Below are 21108 nucleotides of genomic sequence, written 5' to 3'. Positions count from 1 at the left end.
GTTATGCAGAACCTCCAATTCAGAAATTTCAACATCGCCCGCGACGACCGCAATGTTGTCACGGTCTGGATCGACGTCGCCGGCCGGGCGATGAATGTCTTCAACGAATCCGTGCTGATCGAACTGGAAGCTCTCGTCAGTTCTCTGGAGTCCGATTCAGACGCGAAGGTGATCGTGTTCCGCAGCGCGAAGAGCAGCGGGTTCTTTGCCGGAGCGGACCTGAAGGAACTCGGAAACCTGGATTCCACTCAGCAGATTGAAGCCGTTGTGGCTCGCGGACAGGATCTGTTCGCTCGGCTGGAAAAGCTGCGGACGCCGACGGTTGCCGTGATTCACGGACCGTGCCTTGGCGGTGGCCTGGAGTTCGCTCTGGCCTGCCGGTACCGAATCGTTGTCGACACGCTGTCAACACGTCTGGCTCTGCCCGAAACACAGCTTGGCCTGATTCCCGGCTGGGGAGGCTGTCAGCGGCTGCCCGCGCGAGTCGGCCTGATGCAGGCTCTGTCGATGATCCTGCAGGGTCGAAAGATTCCCGCTGAGAAAGCCAGGCGCATCGGACTGGCGGACGCTGTCTGTCCGGATGCAAGCCGCGACGAATGCATCGATCAGTTTGTTTCGGAAGTGCTGAACAACCCGCGCCGACCGAATCATCATCCCCGAGCGTCGCTGTGGAAGCGACTTGCCGACAACACGTCGGCGGGACGGTGGATCGTGTTCAATCGAGTCAACAAGCAAATTGCCCGCGACGTGGAACATTATCCGGCTCTCGGTTCCGCCGTGAAGGCGATTCGCGACGGCTATCAGGTTGGCGTTGACGGGTTCGCCACCGAACGTCGCGAATTCGCCAGACTGGTCAACACGTCCACCTGCAGAAATCTGATGGGACTGTTCTTTCGCCGGGAGAAAGCCCGCGATCTGGCAACCTGGAACGGTGACGATGCCGCGGCCGACGTTCCGGACATTCAGAAAGTGGCCGTCATCGGCGCCGGCGCGATGGGAGCGGGCATCGGGCAGCTTGCGGCGCTGAAGGGCTGCGAAGTTGTGCTGAAGGAACTCAGCGACGACCTTGCCGTCGCCGGGCTGAAACGCGTGTCGCGGCTGTTTGACGACATGGTCTCGCGCGGCCGGCTGCCGTCCGGCGAACGTGATGCCTGCATGTCGCGAATCACCGTCACCAGCCAATGGACCGAACTGACCGACGCTGATCTGGTCATTGAAGCCGTCGTCGAAAGGCCCGAAGTCAAGCACGCCGTGTTTCAGGAACTGGATTCGCTGCTGCAGCCGTCTGCGCTGATCGTTTCGAACACGTCCGCGCTGTCGATCGGCGACATGGCCAAAGCCACACAGCGGCCCGATCGTGTTGCCGGACTGCACTTCTTCAACCCCGTCCACCGCATGGAACTCGTGGAGGTTGTTCGGGCCGATGAAACCAGCGACGCCACGATTCAGCAACTGACGGCTTTCGTCAAACGGCTCGGCAAGACGCCCGTGGTCACGACCGATTCACCCGGATTTCTGGTGAATCGAGTCCTGTTTCCCTACATCGGCGAAGCGGTGCGGATGGCGACGGAAGGGATCTCCGCGTCGACGATCGATCGCGAGCTGAAGCGGTTTGGAATGCCGATGGGGCCGATCGAACTGCTCGACCATGTGGGACTCGACGTGGGGCTGCATGTCGCCGAAACGCTGAATTCTGTGCTGCCGGATTCGGATTCCATGTCGACGATGCTGAAGGCGATGGTCGATCGCGGCTGGACAGGGTCGAAAAGCGGTCGGGGCTTTTACAACTATGCCGACGGCAAACGCGGCGAACCGGTGCTGCTGTCGGAGATCCTGCCGGCGGGCGTTCCGTCACCCGGCGATTCCGTGGCAACGTCCGACAGCTTCATCGACGACGGACTGACGGCAATTCAGCGCCGCGTGATCTATCCTTTGATCAACGAAGCGTTTCGCTGTCTGGAAGAAAATGTCGTCCGCGAACCGTGGATGGCTGATCTGGCGATGGTTCTTGGCACCGGCTTTGCACCCTTCCGCGGCGGACCGGTTCAACTGGCGGAAACGATCGGATTTGACACAGTCGCGGAGAACATGAAGCGCCTGCAGGCCGAATTCGGCCAGAGATACGAACCTTCAAAACTACTGACGGAACAGACTCACAACGAATCATCAGCCGATAGCGCGGCATCACGTCCTCACGAACTGGCGGGCGGCACGAAATGAGAAGCGACATCGCGACAACGATCCGCACAACCGTCTGAAAGGTACGAATCCGATGAAGCTCCGGATGCACCGACTCACACATTCCTGAAATCAAACCAACGGACGGGCGGACGGATCACTCGCCGCGTCCGGAAGACAACCTGGCTTTTCACGTTTTCACGGGAGACCTGCACGATGACTACGGACACTCGAACACCGCAACCGGAAGGCGACGCTGCCGCCGCAAAGGAATCGTTCGCCGAAACCGCGCTGCGACTTGGCGGCAAGAGCGCCGACGAAGCCAAGCGAACCGGTGTCATCGATACGGCTGATGACCAGGTGGAGGAAATGTTCGCCGAGCAGTACCGGACGTCCGCCAGTCCGGTGCATCGAGCCGTCTGGGAGAACCGGGTTCCGACGGAATTGTTCTATCTGGAAGCCGCTGCTGTTCCGGATGATTCTCGCAAGGTCATGAACGATTGCCTGCACGTTGTTCGGGAACACCGCGCGTCAGGCACGCTTTACAACGACGCGGGCAAGCTGACCGATGCGGTTCTGCAGGATCTTGCCGACGCCGGATACTGGGGCACGCTGGTGGAAAAACGCCACGGCGGCTGCGGTTTCGACTTCCAGCACTTCGCGTCATTTCTGACACGGATGGCGACGCTGGAACCGACGATCGCCGGGCTGGCGTCGGTTCACGGCTGTATCGGCGCCGTCGACCCGGTTCGCACGTTTGGTACGACGGAGCAAAAGGAACGTTATCTGCCGCTGCTGGCAAGCGGGCGGCGACTGTCCGCGTTCGCGCTGACGGAACCGGGAGCGGGAAGCGACCTGACCGCCCTGAAGACAACGGCTGTCCGCGACGGCGATGACTTTGTGGTCAATGGCGAAAAGCTGTTTATCACCAACGCCGTTCCGGGCCGAACCATCGGTCTGGTGTGCCGCATTGACGACAAGCCGGCCGTGCTGATTGTCGATCTGCCCGATCAGGAAACCGATTCGTTCTTCATGAAAACCTACGGCCTGTATGCCTTGCGGCGAGCACACAACAACGGCCTGGTGTTCCGCGACTTTCGTGTTCCCGCGAAGAATCTGCTGGTACCGCAGCAGGGCGACGGTCTGACGATCGCCTACCACGGATTGAACCTGGGACGCGTCGCGCTGTGCGCCAACGCGGCCGGAACCATGCGAACGATGCTGGCCGGCATTCTTCCCTGGGCGAAGTTCCGGCGCACTTACGGACAGCCGATCGGAAATCGCGAACTGGTCCAGCGGCGCGTCGGTCATCTGGCCGGTCTGATCGTTGGCGCTGATGCGCTCGTTCAGTGGTGCGCGGGGCTGATCGACAAGGGCTATCGCGGCGAAATGGAATGTATCGTCGCGAAAATCTTCGGCAGCGAAGCTCAAAAGGAAGCGGCCATCGAACTGTTCATGAAGACTCACGGCGGCCGGTCATTCATTCATGGCCACCTGTTTGGCGACAACGTGCATGAGTTTCTGGCTCCGTGCATTTACGAAGGCGAAGGAGAAATGCTGGGCATGGCATTCTTCAAGTCGCTGGTCAAACAACACGGAAAGGAATTCTTCGAACCGATCGGCAAAGCGCTGAACCGCGCCGGAATTCGGCAGCCGAACATGATGAACCCGGCTCACCTGTGGACGCTGAAGGGCCCGATGCTGAACTACGGCAAGTGGTTCGTCAAACAGCGATTGACCGGCACGGAACGCGATTCTCTGGACAGCCTGCCGGCAAACCTGCGTCGTCACGCGGAATTTGCCCGTCAGTTCCTGTCATCGTCCGGTCTGCGGATCTCCGCGATGATGAGACAATACCAACTGAAGCTGGCGGATCGGCAGTGCAGCATGGCTCAGATCTCGCAGACGATTCAGGACGCCGTGGTGATTCTGTGTACCAGCCTGTACGCGGCAAAGTTCGATGATGAAACCACACGAACGGCCGCGGACGTTCTGTGTACGCACCTGACTCACCGCATCAGGGGTACGCACCCCGGCGGAAAGGATTTCCGGACAGTCACAAAACTGGGAGAAGAAATCGCAGCGTCCGGCTGGCGGGCTCTGCGAGACATCGAAGCCGATCCGATCCTGATGACGTACGAACAGTAGAACAAGCTGTCGAGAACAGGACGCGTAGTGGACGACGCCTGGAGCGAATGAGTCTCACGGGTGCACAGAGCGGCGTTTGAAATCTCAAGTCTCAAATCTCAACACAAATCCGAGCGGTCGTTTCCGCTCGGATTCTCGGAGGGCAACTCGTCCGTCGCACTTGCAGGTCGCCGGCGGGCGGGTTGCCATTTTTCCTCCGGACCGCCTGACATTTGGGCGACCGGCTGGTGAGTTGACTCGCAACAAACAAGGCCATGAGTCTCCGCAAATTTCTTTGATTCCCGGTGACTCGGGACTCGCGGCCGCATTCACTGCCACATCCTTCGCATGCCGAATTCCGGACAACCAACGAAACAAGTCGCAACGCTGTCAGACGCAACGACTGACGCGGCGCGAATCGCCAGCGTAAGAGGGCCGATATGATTCAGCAAAGTGTAAGAAAGCAACGCAGGCGAGCAGCACTGGCGCTGGGTGGCGGAGGTGCCCGCGGCCTGGCTCACCTGGGCGTCGTGGAAGTGTTGCGGCAGACACCGATTCACATCGAGCGGATTGTCGGCGTTAGCATCGGCAGCCTTGCGGGAGCATTGTGCGCTGTCGACGAAGACGTCGTCGGGATGCAGAAGCGAGTCATCAAATACCTGACTTCGAAGGCATTCAACGAACGTCAGGCGTCGCTGTTCGCGGCGGCTCCCCCGGCGGAGGAACCTTCGACGTCCGGGATGTTCGCATGGTACGAGCAGATCAAGCGCTACCTGGGTGCCCGCCGCCAGATGATGCACCTGCTGAGGAAGCCGTCGCTGCTGTCGGCAACCGTCATTCAGGCGGTCATTGACGCGCTGTTGCCGGACATCGATATTCGCGACACCCGCATTCCTCTCAGCATCGTCGCGCTGGACTTGTATCGCGGTCGTCCGGTGGTTCTGGAACGGGGACCGATGAAGGATGCGGTCATGGCGTCCGCCGCGATTCCGGGCGTGTTTCCGCCGGTGGAAATGGACGGCATGCTGTTGTGCGACATCGGTCTGATGGATTCGCTGCCGACGAAGTACGCGGCTCAGCGGGCCTCCGATCTGGCGATCGCCGTCAACGTGGGCTCGCATCTGGAACGCATCAAGTCGTGTCAGACGGCCGCGGAGATCTTCCTTCGGCTGAGCGATATCGGCGAGCACCTGGTGCGCGACTACACGCGTGTGCTGGCTGATCTGGAAATCGTGCCGAAGGTCTCCGAACGGCCGTGGTTCGATTTCCGTGACCCGGAATCGCTGATCGAATCCGGTCGCGTGGCCGCTCGCAAAGCCGTGTGCTCCACGGAACTTCTGCCACCGCCTCGCTTCTGTCGCACGGACCTGCGAGCGGACCAGATTACGCCGCGAGTCGACCCGCTGCCGTAGCCGCCGGCGTTCGTCCCGTCGCACTTTGTCAGCCGAGTATTGACCGGTCCGGCGAAGTCATTGGGAGGGCACGGCTCCTGCCGAGCCGCTGCCGCATCGGAGGTCCTTCGGCGCAGGCGGCTCGGCCGGAGCCTCGCCCTTCCGGATGTCGGTCGCACATGACAGACCACGGACCGCCTGCGGACCGGTCGGCACAGGGAGGAAGGCGATTCTACGGAGCACCGTGTGTCGCGGGAGGAAGCGCCGGGAGACCGTTCCCGCGGGATGTCGCGTAGGGGTCCGGCACTTGTTCAACCAGTTCCACAATGGCATCCAGAGCGGCGATGTCGTGCTGGTGCTGTTCTTCAAACGACTGTTCGACGCGACGCGTTTCGTTTCGCCAGTAACCGATCTCCTGAGACATCCGGTCCATCTCACCGTTCATGCTTTCCAGCGAAGCGGTCAGATCCTGCTTGGCCTCCTGTTCCGATTCCAGCCGGCGTTCCAGCGCCGCCATTTTCTGTTGAAGCTGTACCGTCTGCTGGCGCAGTTCCGCCTGCTGCCGAGCGCAGTCCGATGACATGTCCATCGGCAGCATCGTTTCGGCCGGGTATTCCTGAATCTGCATCCCCGGCAGCACGGGGGTTCCCGACATCATCATCGGCCCGGTGTTGCACGGAGCGGCGCAGCCCGGCGGCATCGGCTGAGAAAACTGCACCGGCTTAAGCTGCCCGTCTCGCATGGACGACTGTTGCGGCGACGGCATGAACTGAGCCTGCTGGACGCCGCTTTCCTGCGCCATGCCGTTATGCGACTGAACAGTGGCGGACTGGCTGCCGGAGGCCATCATGTTCCGGCACGCCTGACACTGGTGCTGACACTGCCTGCAACTGCCGGAATGAGTTGTTCGTTCCAGCGCCGCGCATCCCGGCAACAGGAATGCCACCGCCACTGCGAGACACGCGAGCCGCGGCACGGACGCTGGCAGATTCTTCGCGCGCGGACGCGCCGCTGCGCCGTGAATGTCGGCGGCACTGTTCTGGTGCGATGCTGCCGGATTCGTTTCGTCAATCGGCGTGGCCAGCGGTTGCATCGGACTATACCGCGAGCGGGGCAGAATGAGACATTCGGGCTCGCGGGAGAAAGAACAGCGAAAAGTATCGGCGTTCGCCGCGGCCAGTATAAGACGTGTCATGTCTGCTCACCCTTCGTACTTACAATTGACAACGGTTGTTTCTCCGCATGCGCAGCGGAAGTGGATTTCGACAACGTCACCGTTTGTGTCTCGCTGAACACTGACACTTGCGACTCCGTCAACATGGGCATGTCCCGCCGGGCTGTCTTCGCCAACGCGGACCGGAGCGCTGCTGACGCGCACGTCCGCCTGAGAAAGCACGCGTCCGCGTGTTGAATGCATCGTCATGTGTCTCCATCCTGCGGATCAGCCGAAGCCATTCGAAGAATTCCCACAAAGATTCTGACCACTGTTGCCGCGACGAAACTGCCGACGAAGACACGCAGCAGCAGTTCCGCCGGAGCCACGCTGCGCAGAGATCCGACAACGGTGGTTGTGCAGCCGACAAACAGTCCCGCCGCGCTTCCCCACGGCTGAAGTAACGGCGACATCGGGGAGGCCTTTTCCGCCATCACGCGGCCTCCGCAGTTGTCTGACCGCGGCCGGTCGTGCTGTTACCGGCGGCCTGTGGTTCCGTTCCCAGAATGTCGTCGTAACTCAGCATCGTGACGGAATCGATGATCAAATCGCTGGGCACTTCCTGATACGCGACGATGCCCAGGTCGGGCGACGACCGCGCCAGCAGCTTCTTCAGCGGACGCCGCATTTTCTGGTCAACCAGCAGCGCCAAAGGCTGCTGCCTGCGTTCGGAATCCGCCCAGGCCCTGGCGGTTGTATCAATCAGCCGCGACAGCGCGCCCGGTGAAAGTGTCAACTGTCCTTCGTGCATCGATTGACGCATCTGACCGTCCAGCCGGGGTTCCAGAGCGATGACTCGCAGCCGCCCCTGCAGATCCCGAAACCGCTCGCACACCAGCCGGCCAAGGTCAACGCGAACCCGGTCCGTCAGCGCGCCGGCGTCTTCGCACGCGGGAGCGTGGTTGACGATCGATTCCAGGATCAGCGCCATGTCGCACAGCGGAATTCGGTCCTCGGCAAGCTGAACAAGCACCTGGTGCAGCGTTCCCATGCGAATGGTGTCGGGTTTGATTTCCTCGATCACTGTCGGGGCAAATTCCTGGACTCGATCCAGCATCTGCTTCAAAGCTTCGCGAGTCAGCAGTTCGTGTGCATGACGCTTCAGCACTTCTCCCAGATGAGTAATCAGCACGCTCAGCGGATCGACGACGGTGCAGCCCTGCATTTCGGCAAGCCGGCGACTGTCCGGATCAATCCAGCGAGCCGCCAGGCCGAACGCCGGTTCCACGGCTGCGTCACCGGGCACGGTCGCCTGCTTTCCGTCGGGCAGAATCGCCAGCAACTGTTCCGGCCGCACTTCGGCTCCCGCCACTTTGCGGCCGGCGATCATGATGCGGTATTCGTCCGCTTCCAGCAGCAGATTGCTGTTGACGCGAATCGGCGGAACCCAGCTTCCGTTGGATTGCGAAAACTCGCGCCGCAGCGCGGTGATGCGTTCCGAAAGACCTTTGGTGCGAGTCGACTGAATGAAGGGAACCAGCCGGCCGCCGACTTCCACGACCGCTCGATCGGCCAGCAGGAACTGATCCAGTTGGTGAGTCTCATCGATTTCTTCCGGAGCCGGTGCCGGCTTTTTGTCTCCGGGTGTGTCCTGAGTTTCGGCCGGTTTTTTTCGCGTGAGCAGCAACAGCAATCCGCCGGCGACGCCCAGAAACGGCATCTTCGGCAGGCCCGGCATCAGAGCGATCACGGACAGAATGGCTGCCCCGACCCAGATCGGCCGATCGCTTTTCAGCATCTGGCCGCGAATTTCGTCGCCCAGACTTTCGTCGGACGTGGTTTTTGTCACCAGCACGCCGGCGGTGGTGGCGATTATCAACGCGGGAATCTGCGACACCAGCCCGTCGCCCACGGTCAGGATCGAATACGTCTTGATCGATTCCAGAAACGACAGGCCGTTGCCGACGCCGATGATTACACCGCCGATCAGGTTGACGGCCGTGATAATCAGGCCGGCCACGGCGTCACCGCGAACGAACTTGCTGGCACCGTCCATCGCTCCGTAGAACTCAGTCTCCTGCGACAATTCATCGCGGCGACGGCGAGCTTCGCGGCCGTCGATCTGACCGGAATTCAGTTCGGCGTCGATGGCCATCTGCTTGCCGGGCATCGCGTCCAGAGTAAACCTTGCGGCGACTTCCGAAACGCGGCTGGCACCCTTGGTGATCACCATGAACTGAATCGTGACCAGAATCAGAAAGATCACCAGGCCGACCACCAGTTGTCCGCCGACAACGTAGTTTCCGAACGCTGTCACGATATGCCCGGCATTGCCGTCCAGCAGAATCAGTCGCGTTGTGGCAACGTTCAGCGACAGACGGTACAGCGTCAGCAACAGCAGCAGCGACGGAAAGACGCTCAGCTCCAGAGCTTTTTTCGTTCCCAGAGTCACCAGCAGCAGCAGCGTCGTCGTTCCCAGATTGCCGGCCAGCAGCACATCCAGCAGCCACGGCGGCAGCGGAACCAGCATGACCACCAGGCCGACAAGCATCCCTCCTGACAACAGAGTCTCGCTCTGCTGCAGCCAGTTTGTCTTCGGCAGTGGTTTCGATTCAGCCATGCGGGCAGAAGCCAACGATGAAAGTCAGACAATCAAACGAATGAACGGGAATCAGACTCAGTGCGGAACCGGCGGGACCCTGTCACCGGACTTAGAACCCCTAACAAAACCTGCGGCCTTGGAGGTTTTGTCAGGGGTTCTTAGCCGGGCGTCAGTGAAAACTCATGCTCAGCACTTTGGCGATCAACTGCCAGCCGTCGACCATGACAAACAACAGGATCTTGAACGGCGTGGATATCACCATCGGCGGCATCATCATCATTCCGAGCGACATCAGAATCACGGACACGACCAGGTCGATCAGCATGAACGGCAGGTACAGACAGAACCCCATGATGAACGCGGTTTTCAGTTCACTGATGACATACGCGGGAATCAGGACTCGAATGGGCGTGTCCTGAGGCGTGGAGATGGATTCGATCTGTGCCATGCTGGCAAACAGCGCGATGTCGGCTTTGCGGGTTTGCCTCAGCATGAACTGCTGCAGAGCCGCGGAACCGTTTTCGAAGGCCGCGTCGCCGGTGATGCGATCTTCCAGATAGGGCCGGATCGCATCCTGTTCAATCTGCGACATCGTCGGTCCCATCACGAACAGCGTCAGAAACAGTGACAGTCCCAGAATGACCTGCGTCGGCGGAATTTCCTGAGTCGCAATAGCACGGCGCACGAACGACAGCACGATGACAATGCGCGTAAACGCCGTCATGGTCACCAGCGCCGACGAAATCAGCGCCATGCCGCCCAGAAACAGAGCGACCTTCAGTTGTGGTGACAGTCCCTGAAATCCATTGGATTCCAGAACCTGCTGCAATGTCGAAGCGGAATCCATTCCGGTTCCTGTTGATCACTGATTTCGGAAAACGGCATCCGGTCGACGCGAAACCGGCAGACCGGATCTATTCCCGTTCGATGCGGCAGGTTTCGCGCCAACGAATCCTGCGCGGACGTTTCCTTTATGTTGTTTCGATGCTCTGATCCGCAGCTTCGATTTCCTCTTCAAACCGCGGCGGTGCCAGCACGATGCTGCGGATGCCGGCGGCGTCGCAGCCCACGATCGCTCGCACGTCGCCCAGAGACACCAGCGAAACCATGCGATTCGGGCCCAGCGACACCGTTTCCAGGACTCGCGAATTGCTGTTGCCCGCCGGCAGCATTCCTCGTCCGCGCTGCCACTGGCGGATTCCCAGAACGGTCAGCACGCAAAGACACAGCACGATTACCGTCCAGACACCGAGTCCCACGAACAGGTCGCTGTTGATTTCCGGCGTCGCGGAGGACGCTGCTGCTTTCGTCTGAACCGGCTGCTGCCGAAGATCGATGAATGGTGATGCATTGTCGCCGTCCGTCGCCAGTGACGCGGTCGCCAGTGACGCGGTCTCCGCTGAAGCATTCCTCAGTGCAGAATTCGCGGAAGAATCCTGCCGCGCGGAAATCATGTGTGACGGGTGTCGTTCCGCCGCCTGGTGTCCCGAACACACCGACGCGCGCGAAGCGAGTACGATCGCGACCAGCATCAGTGCGACGGCTTGTGAAACATGTCGCCAGGCGAATTTGTTCGAGCGCAGCGCGATGGCCGGTGTCGCGTCGCGGACCGCTGAACGAATCGCTGCGGCGTTTTCCGGCGGTGTCATGACGCAGACTCCAGCACACCGCCTTCCCGCCGCAGGGTTGTGTCCGACGACGTGATTTCGGTGATTCGAACGGCAAACCGATCGTCGATCACAACCACTTCACCACTGGCGATGCGGACTCCCTGAGCCATCACGGAGACAGGTTCGTTCAGGTCGCGGTCGAGTTCCACGACGGAGCCCTGTCCAAGCTGCAGCAGTTCTCCGATGGACATCGTGACGCGGCCGATTTCGACGGAGATCTCCACCTGAACGTCGGAGAATCGTTCCAGCGGCAGCGACGCCTTCGATCGGGTGCGACTGGCTTCCGGGAATTCCGCCGGATGAACTTCGGGAGTATGACCTTCTCCCTGACTGCTGACCTGCGCGGCGGGATCTTCGGCGGTTTCCGTTGCGGCTGTTTTGGCTTCGTCCATCTTGCTTCCCTTTCAACCGTTGTTGGCCGCGATGATCTGAAATCCCTGTCGTCCGCCCAGGCGACACGGGTTTCCGATCCACTGCAGCCGGCCGTCAACGCGAGCTTCCAGCGGCTGGTAAACGGCCTGATCCAGCGGCAGATAATCGCCGACCTTCAGGCTGTTCATCTCGGCCAGCGTCAGCGTGGCTCGCCCCAGTGACACAACAAGCTGGGCCGGCATCAGCTTTGCCAGTGCCTTAAGCTGCGGCGCGGGCAGCGGAGTATCGTGTTCGCCCGCCAGACCGGTCGAATCGCGAATGCCGATCGAATCCAGACCGGTCTGCGGCATCAGCCAGATCGCTTCTTCTTCACCGAAGGCCGTGGTCATGGTGATGCGAGTTCTGACCAGAATGTCGTCGGGTCCGTACAGCCGGCAGCGGATCGGCCGGGAGATGACGCTGTGAAGTTCGCATTCCAGCGGCTGAACTTCCGGCCATGCCTGACCGATCGACCGTGCCACTTCGCCGAACAGCAGTTCCACCATGGAAGTTTCGACGGCGGTCATCGGACGAATTTCCGGCCAGTCTTCCGTCTGCGTGCCCAGCATGTCGTGCAGCAGTGTCAGTACCATTCTGGCGGAGAACACAAACAGCGAATCGAACCGGCTGGCGCCAATCGTCAGACGCGCCGCGAAGCCGGGATCCGGCAGGGCGCGGATCGCCCTGGTGGCGGTGGCCGAATCGATTCTGCCCAGAGCGATCTGCAGATTGCTGCCGAGAAGGCCCTGCCAGTTTTCCAGCAGCAGCGCGCACACACTGGTCTGCCAGGACTTCAGAGCCCGGTTGGCTCCGCCCGTCAGACGGCGTGGTTCGCTGAAATCGCAATTGGAGAACGCGGGTGTCGTGGTCATCATTGAATGGCGTAGTTGTCAAACAGCACGTCGTAGATGCGGTCGTAGCCGTCGGGATAAAGAATCGTGTTGAACTGGTCGCGAATTTCCCGGCGCAGACGGTTCTGACCGGCGGCACCGCGGACTTCGTCCAGCGTCTTGTCCGACAGATGAGCAATCAGCCAGCTCGTCAGCGGCGCTTTTTGAGTTTCCAGCATCTTGGTCAGTTCCAGTTCCTGATCCTTGGCCACCTGCAGTGTGATGCTGACCTGCAGATAGCGGCTCAGGCGGCCTTCGTCGAGATTCACCGAGACGGCTCCGAACGACACAAACTTGGTGTCTTCCGGAGACGGAAGTTCGTATGGAGGCTTAACCTGTTCGGCCGTGTCACCGGTGGTGGCCTTCGCGGGAATCAGCAGCGGCACGGCCAGTCCTCCGGCCGTGCACAGAATTCCCACGATGATGTAGGGCAGGACTCCGCCTTTTGCGGGCGGGCTGCTTTCTGCGCTTTCGCCGTCGTTGTCTTCTGCGTCTGCCATGACCTGAAACTCCTGAGCCGTCCCTGATGCCTGTGCCCCGGCCGCAACGGTTCGCGCGGACGGATGGCACAGTTCCGCATTGTCTGAATCGACCGCAGCGGGTTCGATTGTGACGATTGCAGCGGTCGCACCGGTCGTACTGCTCTGAAGATCGTGCCGCCGCGAAGTGAGACTCCCGCCGATTCAGGGGTTTCACTGCCAACTGCGGGAAAACACGCAGCCGTTCAGCAGTCAGAGAATCACCGGGTCAACCTTGCTGAATCGGCCGCTCTTCACCTGCGCCGCGCGTCGCTCGGAATCGCCGGGGATTAACCCGTAACCGGGCGGATGTGCCGAAACTGGTGGCATCCTGCATGTCCGGTTATTCCGATGTTGACGAATACACGAACTCAGAATCGGAGCGGAGACTCATGCTTTCGGGACTCTACAGCGCGGCTTCGGCGATGGACGCCGCATCGCTGCGACACGAAACGTCCGCGGACAATCTTGCGCACGCTCATCAGCCAGGTTTTCGTCGTCGCGTAGTCGGGGAAGTCGCGTTCGAATCGGTGCTGAATCCCAGGCCAGGATCGTCGGCTCGCGATGAGGCCGCGGCACGTTTGAGCGACGCCAGCCTGTCGGTGGACTTTCGACAGGGGCCGCTGCAGCAGACGGGACGGGCGCTGGACGTTGCGCTGCAGGGCGACGGCTTCTTTGTCGTTCAGGGGCCCGATGGTCCGCTGTACACGCGCAACGGCGGATTTCATGTGAACGGAGACGGGCAGTTGGTGACGGTCGACCAGTTGCCGGTTCTTGGCGAAGGCGGACCGCTGAACCTGCCGAACGGAGTTTCCTCGGAATCCATTCAGGTTTCAGCCAGCGGAGAAGTTCTGTCAGGCACAGAGGTAATCGGCCAGCTTCAACTGGCATCGTTCGATGATCTGTCGGTGCTGCTGCCGGCGGGAGTCTCCCTGTTCAGCGCTCCGCCGAACGCTCAGGTGCAGCCCGCGAACGCACAGATCGTGCAGGGCTTTCTTGAGCAGTCGAACGTTCAGGCGATTGACGAACTGATCAGCATCATGGTGGGATCGAGGCAGTACGAAGCGGCGCAGAAGGCGATGAACGCGATGGACGAGTCCATTCAGAAACGAACCAGAGTGCAGTAGGACGGTGATGTTGAGATTCACTCGCGCGCAGCCTGAGCCGGCGGCGAGTCGACGGAAATCAGGCCGGCGGAAGCGACGGGCAAAGAATTGCGCCGCTGCGTTCTCATCGCGTGAACGAAGTGGGGGGCAACAGGGGAGGAACACTGACATGCTGCGAGCACTGTATACCAGCGCCACCGGAATGAAGGCGCAGGAACTTCTGATCGATAACACCGCCAACAATCTGGCGAACGTGAACACCACCGGTTTTCGACGCAGCCGGCTGGACTTTGCCGACCTGATCTACAACACCACTCGGCAGCCGGGAACCGCAATTTCGCAGCAACTGGTGTCGCCCACCGGGCTGCAGATCGGAAACGGTGTGCGAGCCGTTGCGACCACCAAACACTTCAATCAGGGAACTCTGGAACAAACCGGAAACCCGCTGGACGTGGCCATTGAAGGCGACGGTTTCCTGCAGGTCCAGGCGGAAGGCGGCACGCCGAAATACACCCGCGCCGGAAACCTGAAACTCAACGATCAGCGGCAGTTGGTCAACGCCGACGGATTTCCGCTTGACCCGGCGATCACGGTTCCTCAGGGCATCGATATTTCCAAGATCACGATCGGCACCGACGGCACCATTTCCGGCACGACGGCGGATGGATCATCGGCATCGTTCGGACCGATTCAGATCTTCACGTTTCCGAATCCCGCCGGACTGTCCAGCGAAGGAGCCAACCTGTTTGCGGCGACGGCCGCGTCGGGTGTCGCGGTACCGGGCACCGGTGGCCTGAACGGATTTGGTCTGCTGCGTCAGAACTTCATCGAGAACTCCAACGTTGAAGTCGTGACCGAACTGATTTCGCTGATCTCCGCACAGCGAGCCTACGAGATCAACTCACGAGCCATTCGTGCCGGCGACGAGATGCTGTCCACCTCAGCGAACATCGTGAGGTAAATGACCATGCGCCACCGAGTTCACACGATCCTTCCAATCGCCGCACTGTTGTTTGCCGGAATCCATGTTTCGCGAAGCGTGAACGCTCAGACGACCGCAGGTGCCGGCGAAGGCATTTCCGTTCGGCTGAATGCGGAGACGACCGTCACGGCGCGCGACGTGCAGCTTCAGCACGTCGCGACAATTCGGTGCCGCGATGCTCGCATCGCCGCACAGATCGGCGCCGTCGATGTTGCTTCGCTGAAGGACGACGAAACGTCCAAAACGCTGTCAACGTCGTTTGTGCGGATTCGACTGCTGCTGGCCGGCTGGCAGGCAGACCGCCTGGTTGTGGATGGACCGCCGACGATCACAATTTCCTATCGCGAAGCGCAGCCGCTGACGGACGTTGATATCGAACTGGCCGCTTTGTCGACGGTGCAGACGGTGTTCGGCGCGGAACCCGACGAACTGCGCGTGCGGCTGACGTCGCCGTTTATGCAGGTGCTGCCGCGAAACATTCAGGAACAGACCGGACTGCGAGCCGAAGTGCTCCCGCCGATTCGCACCGAACCGGGGCAATCCAGCATGACCGTGCGGCTCTGGAAGGACCGCACTCTGGTGGCGACTCGCAGTGCCAAAGTCGACATCCTGCGGCGCCAGCGCGTGGCTGTTGCGAAAGTGTCGTTCCGCCGGGATCAGGTGCTGACCTCGTCGGACGTTCAGTTTGAAAACCGGTTTCTTGCCACCAACGAAGACGAACCGGATGACTCGCAGGTCATCGGCCACCGTCCGCGGCGGTCCGTGCAGCCCGGTGAGATTCTGTCATTGAAGGACCTGCACGAACCTGCGCCCGAGCAGCGACCGATCGTCGTGAAGGCCCGCGATCGAGTGCAGGTGACCGCGTCCTGCGGCATCGCCCGCGTGACTCTCAGAGCGGCTGAGGCGATGCAGCCGGGACGAGTGGGCGATGTGATTCAGGTGAAGAACCTGGAATCGAACCGCGTGATTCCCGGTCGGGTGACATCGGCCGGACATGTGGAAATTCAGTTGCGTTAGCCGCCGAACGGCGGACCGCCTGCCGGTCAGTCGTGCGAGCGGAATGTTCAGGGGGACAATCAGATGACCGGACCGCACGGAAACGGCCGCGCGTGCCTGATGCTGCTGGCGTCAGTGTGCTGCGGCACTTCGATGGAATGCCGCGCTGATTCGCTGTGGGAACAGCGGAATCCTCAGCGAGCGTACCTGTTTCACGATTCCCGCGCGCGGCGCGTCGGCGATCTGCTGACGATCGTTGTCAGCGAATCGACGGAAGTGGACAACCGTGAAGACAAGGCTCTGACGAAAGCCACTTCGGCTTCCGGTGTGTTCGACATTGCCAGTTCCACGGGAGGCGACCTGGGAACCAGTTCGGCCAACGGCAGTCTGAACCTGAACAAGGACACCGACCGCAAGTTTTCCGGCGAAGCCAGCTATTCGAATTCACGAGCCATCACCGACCGCATGACCGTGATGGTTGTCGGCGTGATGCCTAACGGAAACCTGCTGCTGTCCGGACACCGCCGCATCATCATCGAAGGTGAAGCCAGAACACTGCGAGTCACCGGAGCGGTGCGAGCCATCGACATCGGGCCGGACAACACAGTCGCGTCCCAATACATCGCCAACATGCAGACCGCCTACGAAAGCGACGGTGCCGAACGACGCTTCACTCGCCAGGGCTGGCTCGGTCGCGGAATCAACAAGATCTGGCCCTTCTGACCCGGCAGCCAGCCGATGGACACACATTCGACGACAGCCGGTCGTGTGACCCGCCGAATCGAATGAACTCAATTCCACAGCCGTCCCCTGTGCACGGCCCTGACGAATTTTGATTCCGATGCATTGTTCCGTTTCTGTTGCACGATTGCTGCTGTTCACGCTTCTGGCCGTGCCGTTCTGCGATGCGCGGGCTCAGCAGGTGACGCGTCCGGTCTCGGGGCCGGTCGTGCGCATCAAGGACATCACACAACTGGCGGGAGAACACCCAAACCAGTTGGTGGCGTACGGACTCGTCAGCGGCCTGGCGGGGACCGGCGGCAGCAGCGAATCCACAAAGCGAATAGCGATTGAACTGCTGCAGCGACTCGGCCTGCGTTCGGAACCGCAGGTGCGGCAGTTGATTCGTCAGGCTCGCGAGAAAACGGACAACCTGTCGGTCGTGATTGTTTCCGCGAGGCTGCCGCCGCACGCGAAGAAGGGTCAGACGATCGATGTCACCGTGTCCGCGTATGATGACGCGGCCAGTCTGACCGGCGGTTATCTCATCGGCGCGGAACTGACGGGAGTCGACGGGGAAGTGTATGTGCTCGCGTCCGGACCGATTTCCCTGAACGGCGGAAACTTCGGCGGCCAGGCGGCAGGCGTCGTGAAGAATCATCCCACCACGGGACGGATTCCGGACGGAGGCATCGTGGAACGTGAAGTGCCTTCGACGATTTTCACGGACGGCTGCTTCCACCTGTTGCTCAGAAGGCCCGAATACGAAACCGCTCGCCGGATTACTCAGGCGATCAATTCGCTTTCACCCTCCGCGGCGGAAATGCAGGATCCCGCAAAGATCGCCGTTCATATTCCTTACGACGATTTCGACGCGCCGTACGAATTTGTGGCGCGCTGCCAGGCACTGACGGTCACGCCGGACGTCGGAGCGAAGGTCACGATCAACGAGCGTACCGGAACAATTGTGTTCACGGAAAACGTCCGTCTTTCCAGTGTCGCCATCACGCATGGCAACCTGATCGTGTCCACGATGGAATCGCCGGAAGTCTCACAGCCGGCGCCTTTGTCACAGGGTGAAACCACGGTCGTTCCGCGCACGCAGGTGGACGTTACGGAGCAGGGCGGCGCTGTGAATGTCCTGAACGAACCGGCCACCGTCGCGGACCTTGCGGCATCACTGAACGCTTTGGGAGTCACACCGCGCGACCTGAGTTCCATCTTCCAGATGCTGAAGGAAAGTGGCGCGCTGCATGCGGAACTGATCATTCAATAACAAAGCAGCATGGGCGAAACCATGAATTCGATCATCAATCCAGGGACCACTTCCGGCCTGTCCGGAACTTCGGAAATCGAACCGGCCGTCAGCCGCGAACAGCAGGCGGCTCGCGACTTCGAGGCGCTGTTTGTCTCGATGATGCTGAAGGAAATGCGGAAGTCCGTTTCGGGAGACGGTCTGTTCGCCGGTGACGCCAGCGATACATTCGGAGGAATGTTCGATTCGTTCATGGGTGAGCACATCGCGGCCAGCGGCGGAATCGGACTCAGCCGGATTTTTCATTCCGCGGGGACCGCATCCGGCGGCGGTTCGGAACGTACATCCATGTCCGTCAGTGCCGCGCTGGAAGCGGCGCGCAACCAGCAGGCTCGGGAGGCCTATTCTCATGGCATATCGCTCTCCGGTCAGTGATCGGCCGGTTCATCGCCACGACCTGTTTCGCCGCCTGGTGGCTCACCTGGAAGCCCAGGAAGCCGCGCTGCTGGCGTTTCGCAGTCTGCTTCACGACCTGGCGACTCAGCCGCTGTCGCAGATGGATCGACGCCGGCTGAAGGCTCGCCTGGACGCGTCCGGCACGCTGTCCGAGCGGCTGCACGACGACCGCGAGCTGCTGCTGGATGAAGCCAGCGCGTCGCTGCGCATTCCGGTGGATGCAATTACGCTGTCAGTCATCATCGCCGCATTGCCCGCGGAACACGCGGGAGTCCTGGCGGGAGCGCGACGCAGGCTGCAGCGAGTCGCTCGACAGGTGCAGCGACAGATCGCAACCGTTGACTGGATCCTTTCCGAGGAACGTCACCTGAATTTTCTGATCTACCAACTGCTCGGCGGCGAACGTGATTCGGAGCGATACGACGCATCCGGTCGTCGTACTGTTCAGCAGGCTTCGCTGCGGTTCGGAGCAACGTCCTGACGATTGACCTGACACGAAAACCACACCCGGAATCCCGCCGACAGCCGCAGCCCGCGACTTCGGATATTTGACTTCCCGCACTCCTTTTCCCGCACACGGCCCAATGCGTTCCTTCGACATCGGACTTTCGGCACTTCGTTCACACCAGCAGACGCTGGCGGTGCTGGGAAACAACATCGCCAACGCGTCGACACCCGGATATCACCGGCAGCGAGTCAATCTGGCGGACCGGCTGCCGCTGAATCAGGACGGTCTGTTGATCGGTTCCGGCGTTGAAGTCGAATCGATTTCCCGGTTGCGCAATCAGGCCACGGCTGAAGCCATCGGACGCAACTCCGCGCTGATCGGCTGGGTCGAACAGGAACTGGCGACGGCTCAGCGCATCGAGGCGCTGCTGACACCGGGCGACAATTCGGTTCATGCGCACGTGTCAGGTCTGTTCAATCGGCTGGAAGCTCTCGCCAACAATCCCGAAATCCAGGCTGTCCGCAGCGAGTTTCTGTCTGCCGCCGAACAGTTGACTCAGGAATTCAATTTTCTTGACGATTCACTGCGGCAGCTATCAATCGATGCCGGTCAGGAAGTTACGCACAGTGTTTCGGCAGTGAACGGCCTGATCCGACAGATCGCCGAACTGAATCAGCGCATCCAGACCTCTCGTTTGCGGGGCGACCAGCCTAACGATCTGCTGGACCGCCGCGATCAGATCGTCAGCCAGCTGTCTGACTGGGTCGACGCCGAAGTCCAGACGACATCCAGCGGACGCGAACTGCTGGTGATTGATCACGGAGCCATCGTTGTCGGCACCAATCCGGCCCGACTGACCGCGCGCGAAGGCGCCGATGGTCGTCTGGGTGTGTTTCTGGAAGACAGCAACACTGCGGTACCGCTGGCTTCGGGACGAATCCGCGGACTGCTGGAATCGGTCAATGAAATCATCCCGAGGACTCGCGACGAACTGGCGACACTTGCGACCGAAATCGTGCGATCCATTGACCAGCTTCACGCCACGGGACTGAACGACGCCGGCGGATTCCGTTCTCTGACGGGCTCACGCGGCGTGGATGACGTCAACGTGCCGCTGTCACAAAGCGGCCTGGCGTTTCCCATAACGGCAGGCGATCTGACGATTTCCGTCACCGATACTGTCACCGGACTGCGGACAACTCATCGCATCGCCGTTGATCCGGCGGTTGATTCACTCAGCGACCTGGCAAGCCGGCTGGATGCATTGCCCGGCGTGGTCGCGGCGATCGAACCGAATCAGGGGCAACTGCTGATCGGCGGTGAAGCGCAGCAACTGATTGAATTTGCAGGCCGTGTCGATCAGGTCCCCGATCTGACTGCCTTTGCCGGAACCGCTCAGCCGGAATTCAGCGGGCGGTACACCGGTGTCGCCAATGACAACTGGACCGTTACGTTCTCCGGCGCCGGATCGGTCGGCGTGACGGACGGACTGACCGCCGAGGTGAGAAATCAGGCGGGAGACCTCATCGCGACACTGGATATCGGCAGCACCTACGAAGCGGGCACTCCGCTGGAGATCGCCGATGGTGTTTCGCTGCAGTTCGGGCCGGGCACGATTGCGGCGACAGATACGTTTTCGGTGCTCACAACGGCAAACGCCGATGAACCGGGGCTGCTGTCCGCGCTGGGCATCAATTCGCTGTTCACGGGATCGTCGCCGGGGAATCTGGGCGTGCGTTCCGATCTGCAGAGGAACCCGTCGCTGCTGGCTCTGGCGAAGACGGAATTCAGCGGGGAGTCCGTCAATGCCGCCGCTATGGCCGAACTGCGAAACGCAAGATTCGCGTCGCTGAACAACCGGACGTTTGTGGAAACTCTGGCCGACATCACCGCGGAATCCGGTCTTGATGTGCAGGACGCACAGAATCAGCTTTCGCAACTCGATTCGTTCGGTCAGCGACTGCAGGCCGATCGCGATGCGCTGTCCGGTGTCGATCCGAATGAAGAACTTCTGGCCATGCTGGAAGTCGAAAAAGCGTTTCAGGCGGCTGCACGGTTTCTGACAACCGTTGACCAGACGATTCAGGAAGTGTTGAGAATCGGAGGCTAGTGAATTGACCATCGTATTTTGATGTGTGCCACTGGCTGTGCCAGTGTGTTCAAGGTTGCAGAGCACTGACACAACCAGTGCCACACATGAAGACA

Annotated in this window: 20 protein-coding genes; 11 read left to right on the top strand and 9 right to left on the bottom strand. The window is 60.7% G+C overall.

Annotation, left to right across the window (positions count from 1 at the left end):
• Nucleotides 1–3 precede the first annotated feature (3 nt).
• From R3C19_14405 to R3C19_14395, 3 genes are all read left to right on the top strand, one after another.
• On the top strand, nt 4–2220 hold the full coding sequence (locus R3C19_14405) for a 3-hydroxyacyl-CoA dehydrogenase NAD-binding domain-containing protein (protein ID MEZ6061534.1): 2217 nt from the start codon (nt 4–6) through the stop codon (nt 2218–2220).
• 174 nt (nt 2221–2394) lie between these two features.
• A complete protein-coding gene (locus tag R3C19_14400; protein MEZ6061533.1) occupies nt 2395–4326 on the top strand; it encodes an acyl-CoA dehydrogenase family protein in 1932 nt (643 codons plus the stop codon).
• Between the two features lie 419 nt (nt 4327–4745).
• Entirely contained in the window at nt 4746–5717 is a 972-nt protein-coding gene (locus tag R3C19_14395; GenBank protein MEZ6061532.1) for a patatin-like phospholipase family protein, read from the top strand.
• A gap of 211 nt (nt 5718–5928) precedes the next feature.
• Here the strand turns inward: R3C19_14395 and R3C19_14390 are convergent, their stop codons facing one another.
• The 9 genes from R3C19_14390 to R3C19_14350 all read right to left on the bottom strand — a co-directional run bounded on the left by R3C19_14390 (nt 5929) and on the right by R3C19_14350 (nt 12922).
• Nucleotides 5929–6546 carry a hypothetical protein gene (locus tag R3C19_14390; protein ID MEZ6061531.1) on the bottom strand — a complete coding sequence of 206 codons (618 nt, stop codon included), beginning with the start codon at nt 6544–6546 and terminating at the stop codon, nt 5929–5931.
• Nucleotides 6547–6897: 351 nt separating this feature from the next.
• Nucleotides 6898–7113 (bottom strand): hypothetical protein, encoded by a 216-nt coding sequence (locus tag R3C19_14385; GenBank protein ID MEZ6061530.1) that lies wholly within the window; start codon nt 7111–7113, stop codon nt 6898–6900.
• A 2-nt stretch (nt 7114–7115) separates the two neighbouring features.
• Nucleotides 7116–7322, bottom strand: coding sequence for a hypothetical protein (locus tag R3C19_14380; protein MEZ6061529.1), 207 nt, complete (start codon nt 7320–7322; stop codon nt 7116–7118).
• A 20-nt stretch (nt 7323–7342) separates the two neighbouring features.
• Nucleotides 7343–9469, bottom strand: a complete 2127-nt coding sequence (locus R3C19_14375; protein MEZ6061528.1) for a flagellar biosynthesis protein FlhA — start codon at nt 9467–9469, stop codon at nt 7343–7345.
• 151 nt (nt 9470–9620) lie between these two features.
• Nucleotides 9621–10298: a flagellar type III secretion system pore protein FliP gene (fliP, locus tag R3C19_14370; GenBank protein ID MEZ6061527.1), complete on the bottom strand. Its 678-nt coding sequence runs from the start codon at nt 10296–10298 to the stop codon at nt 9621–9623.
• Nucleotides 10299–10422: 124 nt separating this feature from the next.
• Nucleotides 10423–11100, bottom strand: coding sequence for a flagellar biosynthetic protein FliO (locus R3C19_14365; protein MEZ6061526.1), 678 nt, complete (start codon nt 11098–11100; stop codon nt 10423–10425).
• Nucleotides 11097–11513 carry a flagellar motor switch protein FliN gene (fliN, locus tag R3C19_14360; protein MEZ6061525.1) on the bottom strand — a complete coding sequence of 139 codons (417 nt, stop codon included), beginning with the start codon at nt 11511–11513 and terminating at the stop codon, nt 11097–11099. Before fliN ends, R3C19_14365 begins: the two co-directional genes overlap by 4 nt.
• 12 nt (nt 11514–11525) lie before the next feature.
• Nucleotides 11526–12407, bottom strand: coding sequence for a FliM/FliN family flagellar motor switch protein (locus tag R3C19_14355; GenBank protein ID MEZ6061524.1), 882 nt, complete (start codon nt 12405–12407; stop codon nt 11526–11528).
• Nucleotides 12404–12922, bottom strand: coding sequence for a flagellar basal body-associated FliL family protein (locus tag R3C19_14350; protein ID MEZ6061523.1), 519 nt, complete (start codon nt 12920–12922; stop codon nt 12404–12406). The genes R3C19_14355 and R3C19_14350 overlap by 4 nt, the downstream gene beginning before the upstream one ends.
• Before the next feature lie 353 nt (nt 12923–13275).
• On the opposite strand from R3C19_14350, the gene R3C19_14345 reads away from it, so the two are divergent.
• The 8 genes from R3C19_14345 (at nt 13276) to flgK (ending at nt 21013) form a co-directional block, all read left to right on the top strand.
• On the top strand, nt 13276–14067 hold the full coding sequence (locus R3C19_14345) for a flagellar hook-basal body protein (protein MEZ6061522.1): 792 nt from the start codon (nt 13276–13278) through the stop codon (nt 14065–14067).
• A gap of 148 nt (nt 14068–14215) precedes the next feature.
• Entirely contained in the window at nt 14216–15007 is a 792-nt protein-coding gene (gene flgG / locus R3C19_14340; protein MEZ6061521.1) for a flagellar basal-body rod protein FlgG, read from the top strand.
• A 6-nt stretch (nt 15008–15013) separates the two neighbouring features.
• Nucleotides 15014–16045, top strand: a complete 1032-nt coding sequence (flgA, locus tag R3C19_14335) for a flagellar basal body P-ring formation chaperone FlgA (protein MEZ6061520.1) — start codon at nt 15014–15016, stop codon at nt 16043–16045.
• A 63-nt stretch (nt 16046–16108) separates the two neighbouring features.
• Nucleotides 16109–16747 (top strand): flagellar basal body L-ring protein FlgH, encoded by a 639-nt coding sequence (locus tag R3C19_14330; protein MEZ6061519.1) that lies wholly within the window; start codon nt 16109–16111, stop codon nt 16745–16747.
• 118 nt (nt 16748–16865) lie between these two features.
• Nucleotides 16866–18020 carry a flagellar basal body P-ring protein FlgI gene (locus tag R3C19_14325; protein MEZ6061518.1) on the top strand — a complete coding sequence of 385 codons (1155 nt, stop codon included), beginning with the start codon at nt 16866–16868 and terminating at the stop codon, nt 18018–18020.
• 9 nt (nt 18021–18029) lie between these two features.
• Complete coding sequence (locus R3C19_14320) at nt 18030–18434, top strand: rod-binding protein (GenBank protein ID MEZ6061517.1); 405 nt, start codon at nt 18030–18032, stop codon at nt 18432–18434.
• Nucleotides 18409–18936 carry a hypothetical protein gene (locus R3C19_14315; GenBank protein ID MEZ6061516.1) on the top strand — a complete coding sequence of 176 codons (528 nt, stop codon included), beginning with the start codon at nt 18409–18411 and terminating at the stop codon, nt 18934–18936. The genes R3C19_14320 and R3C19_14315 overlap by 26 nt, the downstream gene beginning before the upstream one ends.
• A gap of 103 nt (nt 18937–19039) precedes the next feature.
• Nucleotides 19040–21013: a flagellar hook-associated protein FlgK gene (gene flgK / locus R3C19_14310; GenBank protein MEZ6061515.1), complete on the top strand. Its 1974-nt coding sequence runs from the start codon at nt 19040–19042 to the stop codon at nt 21011–21013.
• Nucleotides 21014–21108: the final 95 nt, after the last annotated feature.

Source organism: Planctomycetaceae bacterium (genome assembly GCA_041398785.1).
GTDB lineage: Bacteria > Planctomycetota > Planctomycetia > Planctomycetales > Planctomycetaceae > JAWKUA01.
Note: the sequence above shows the minus strand (reverse complement) of the source record. Positions and strands in the feature narration are given on the sequence as shown.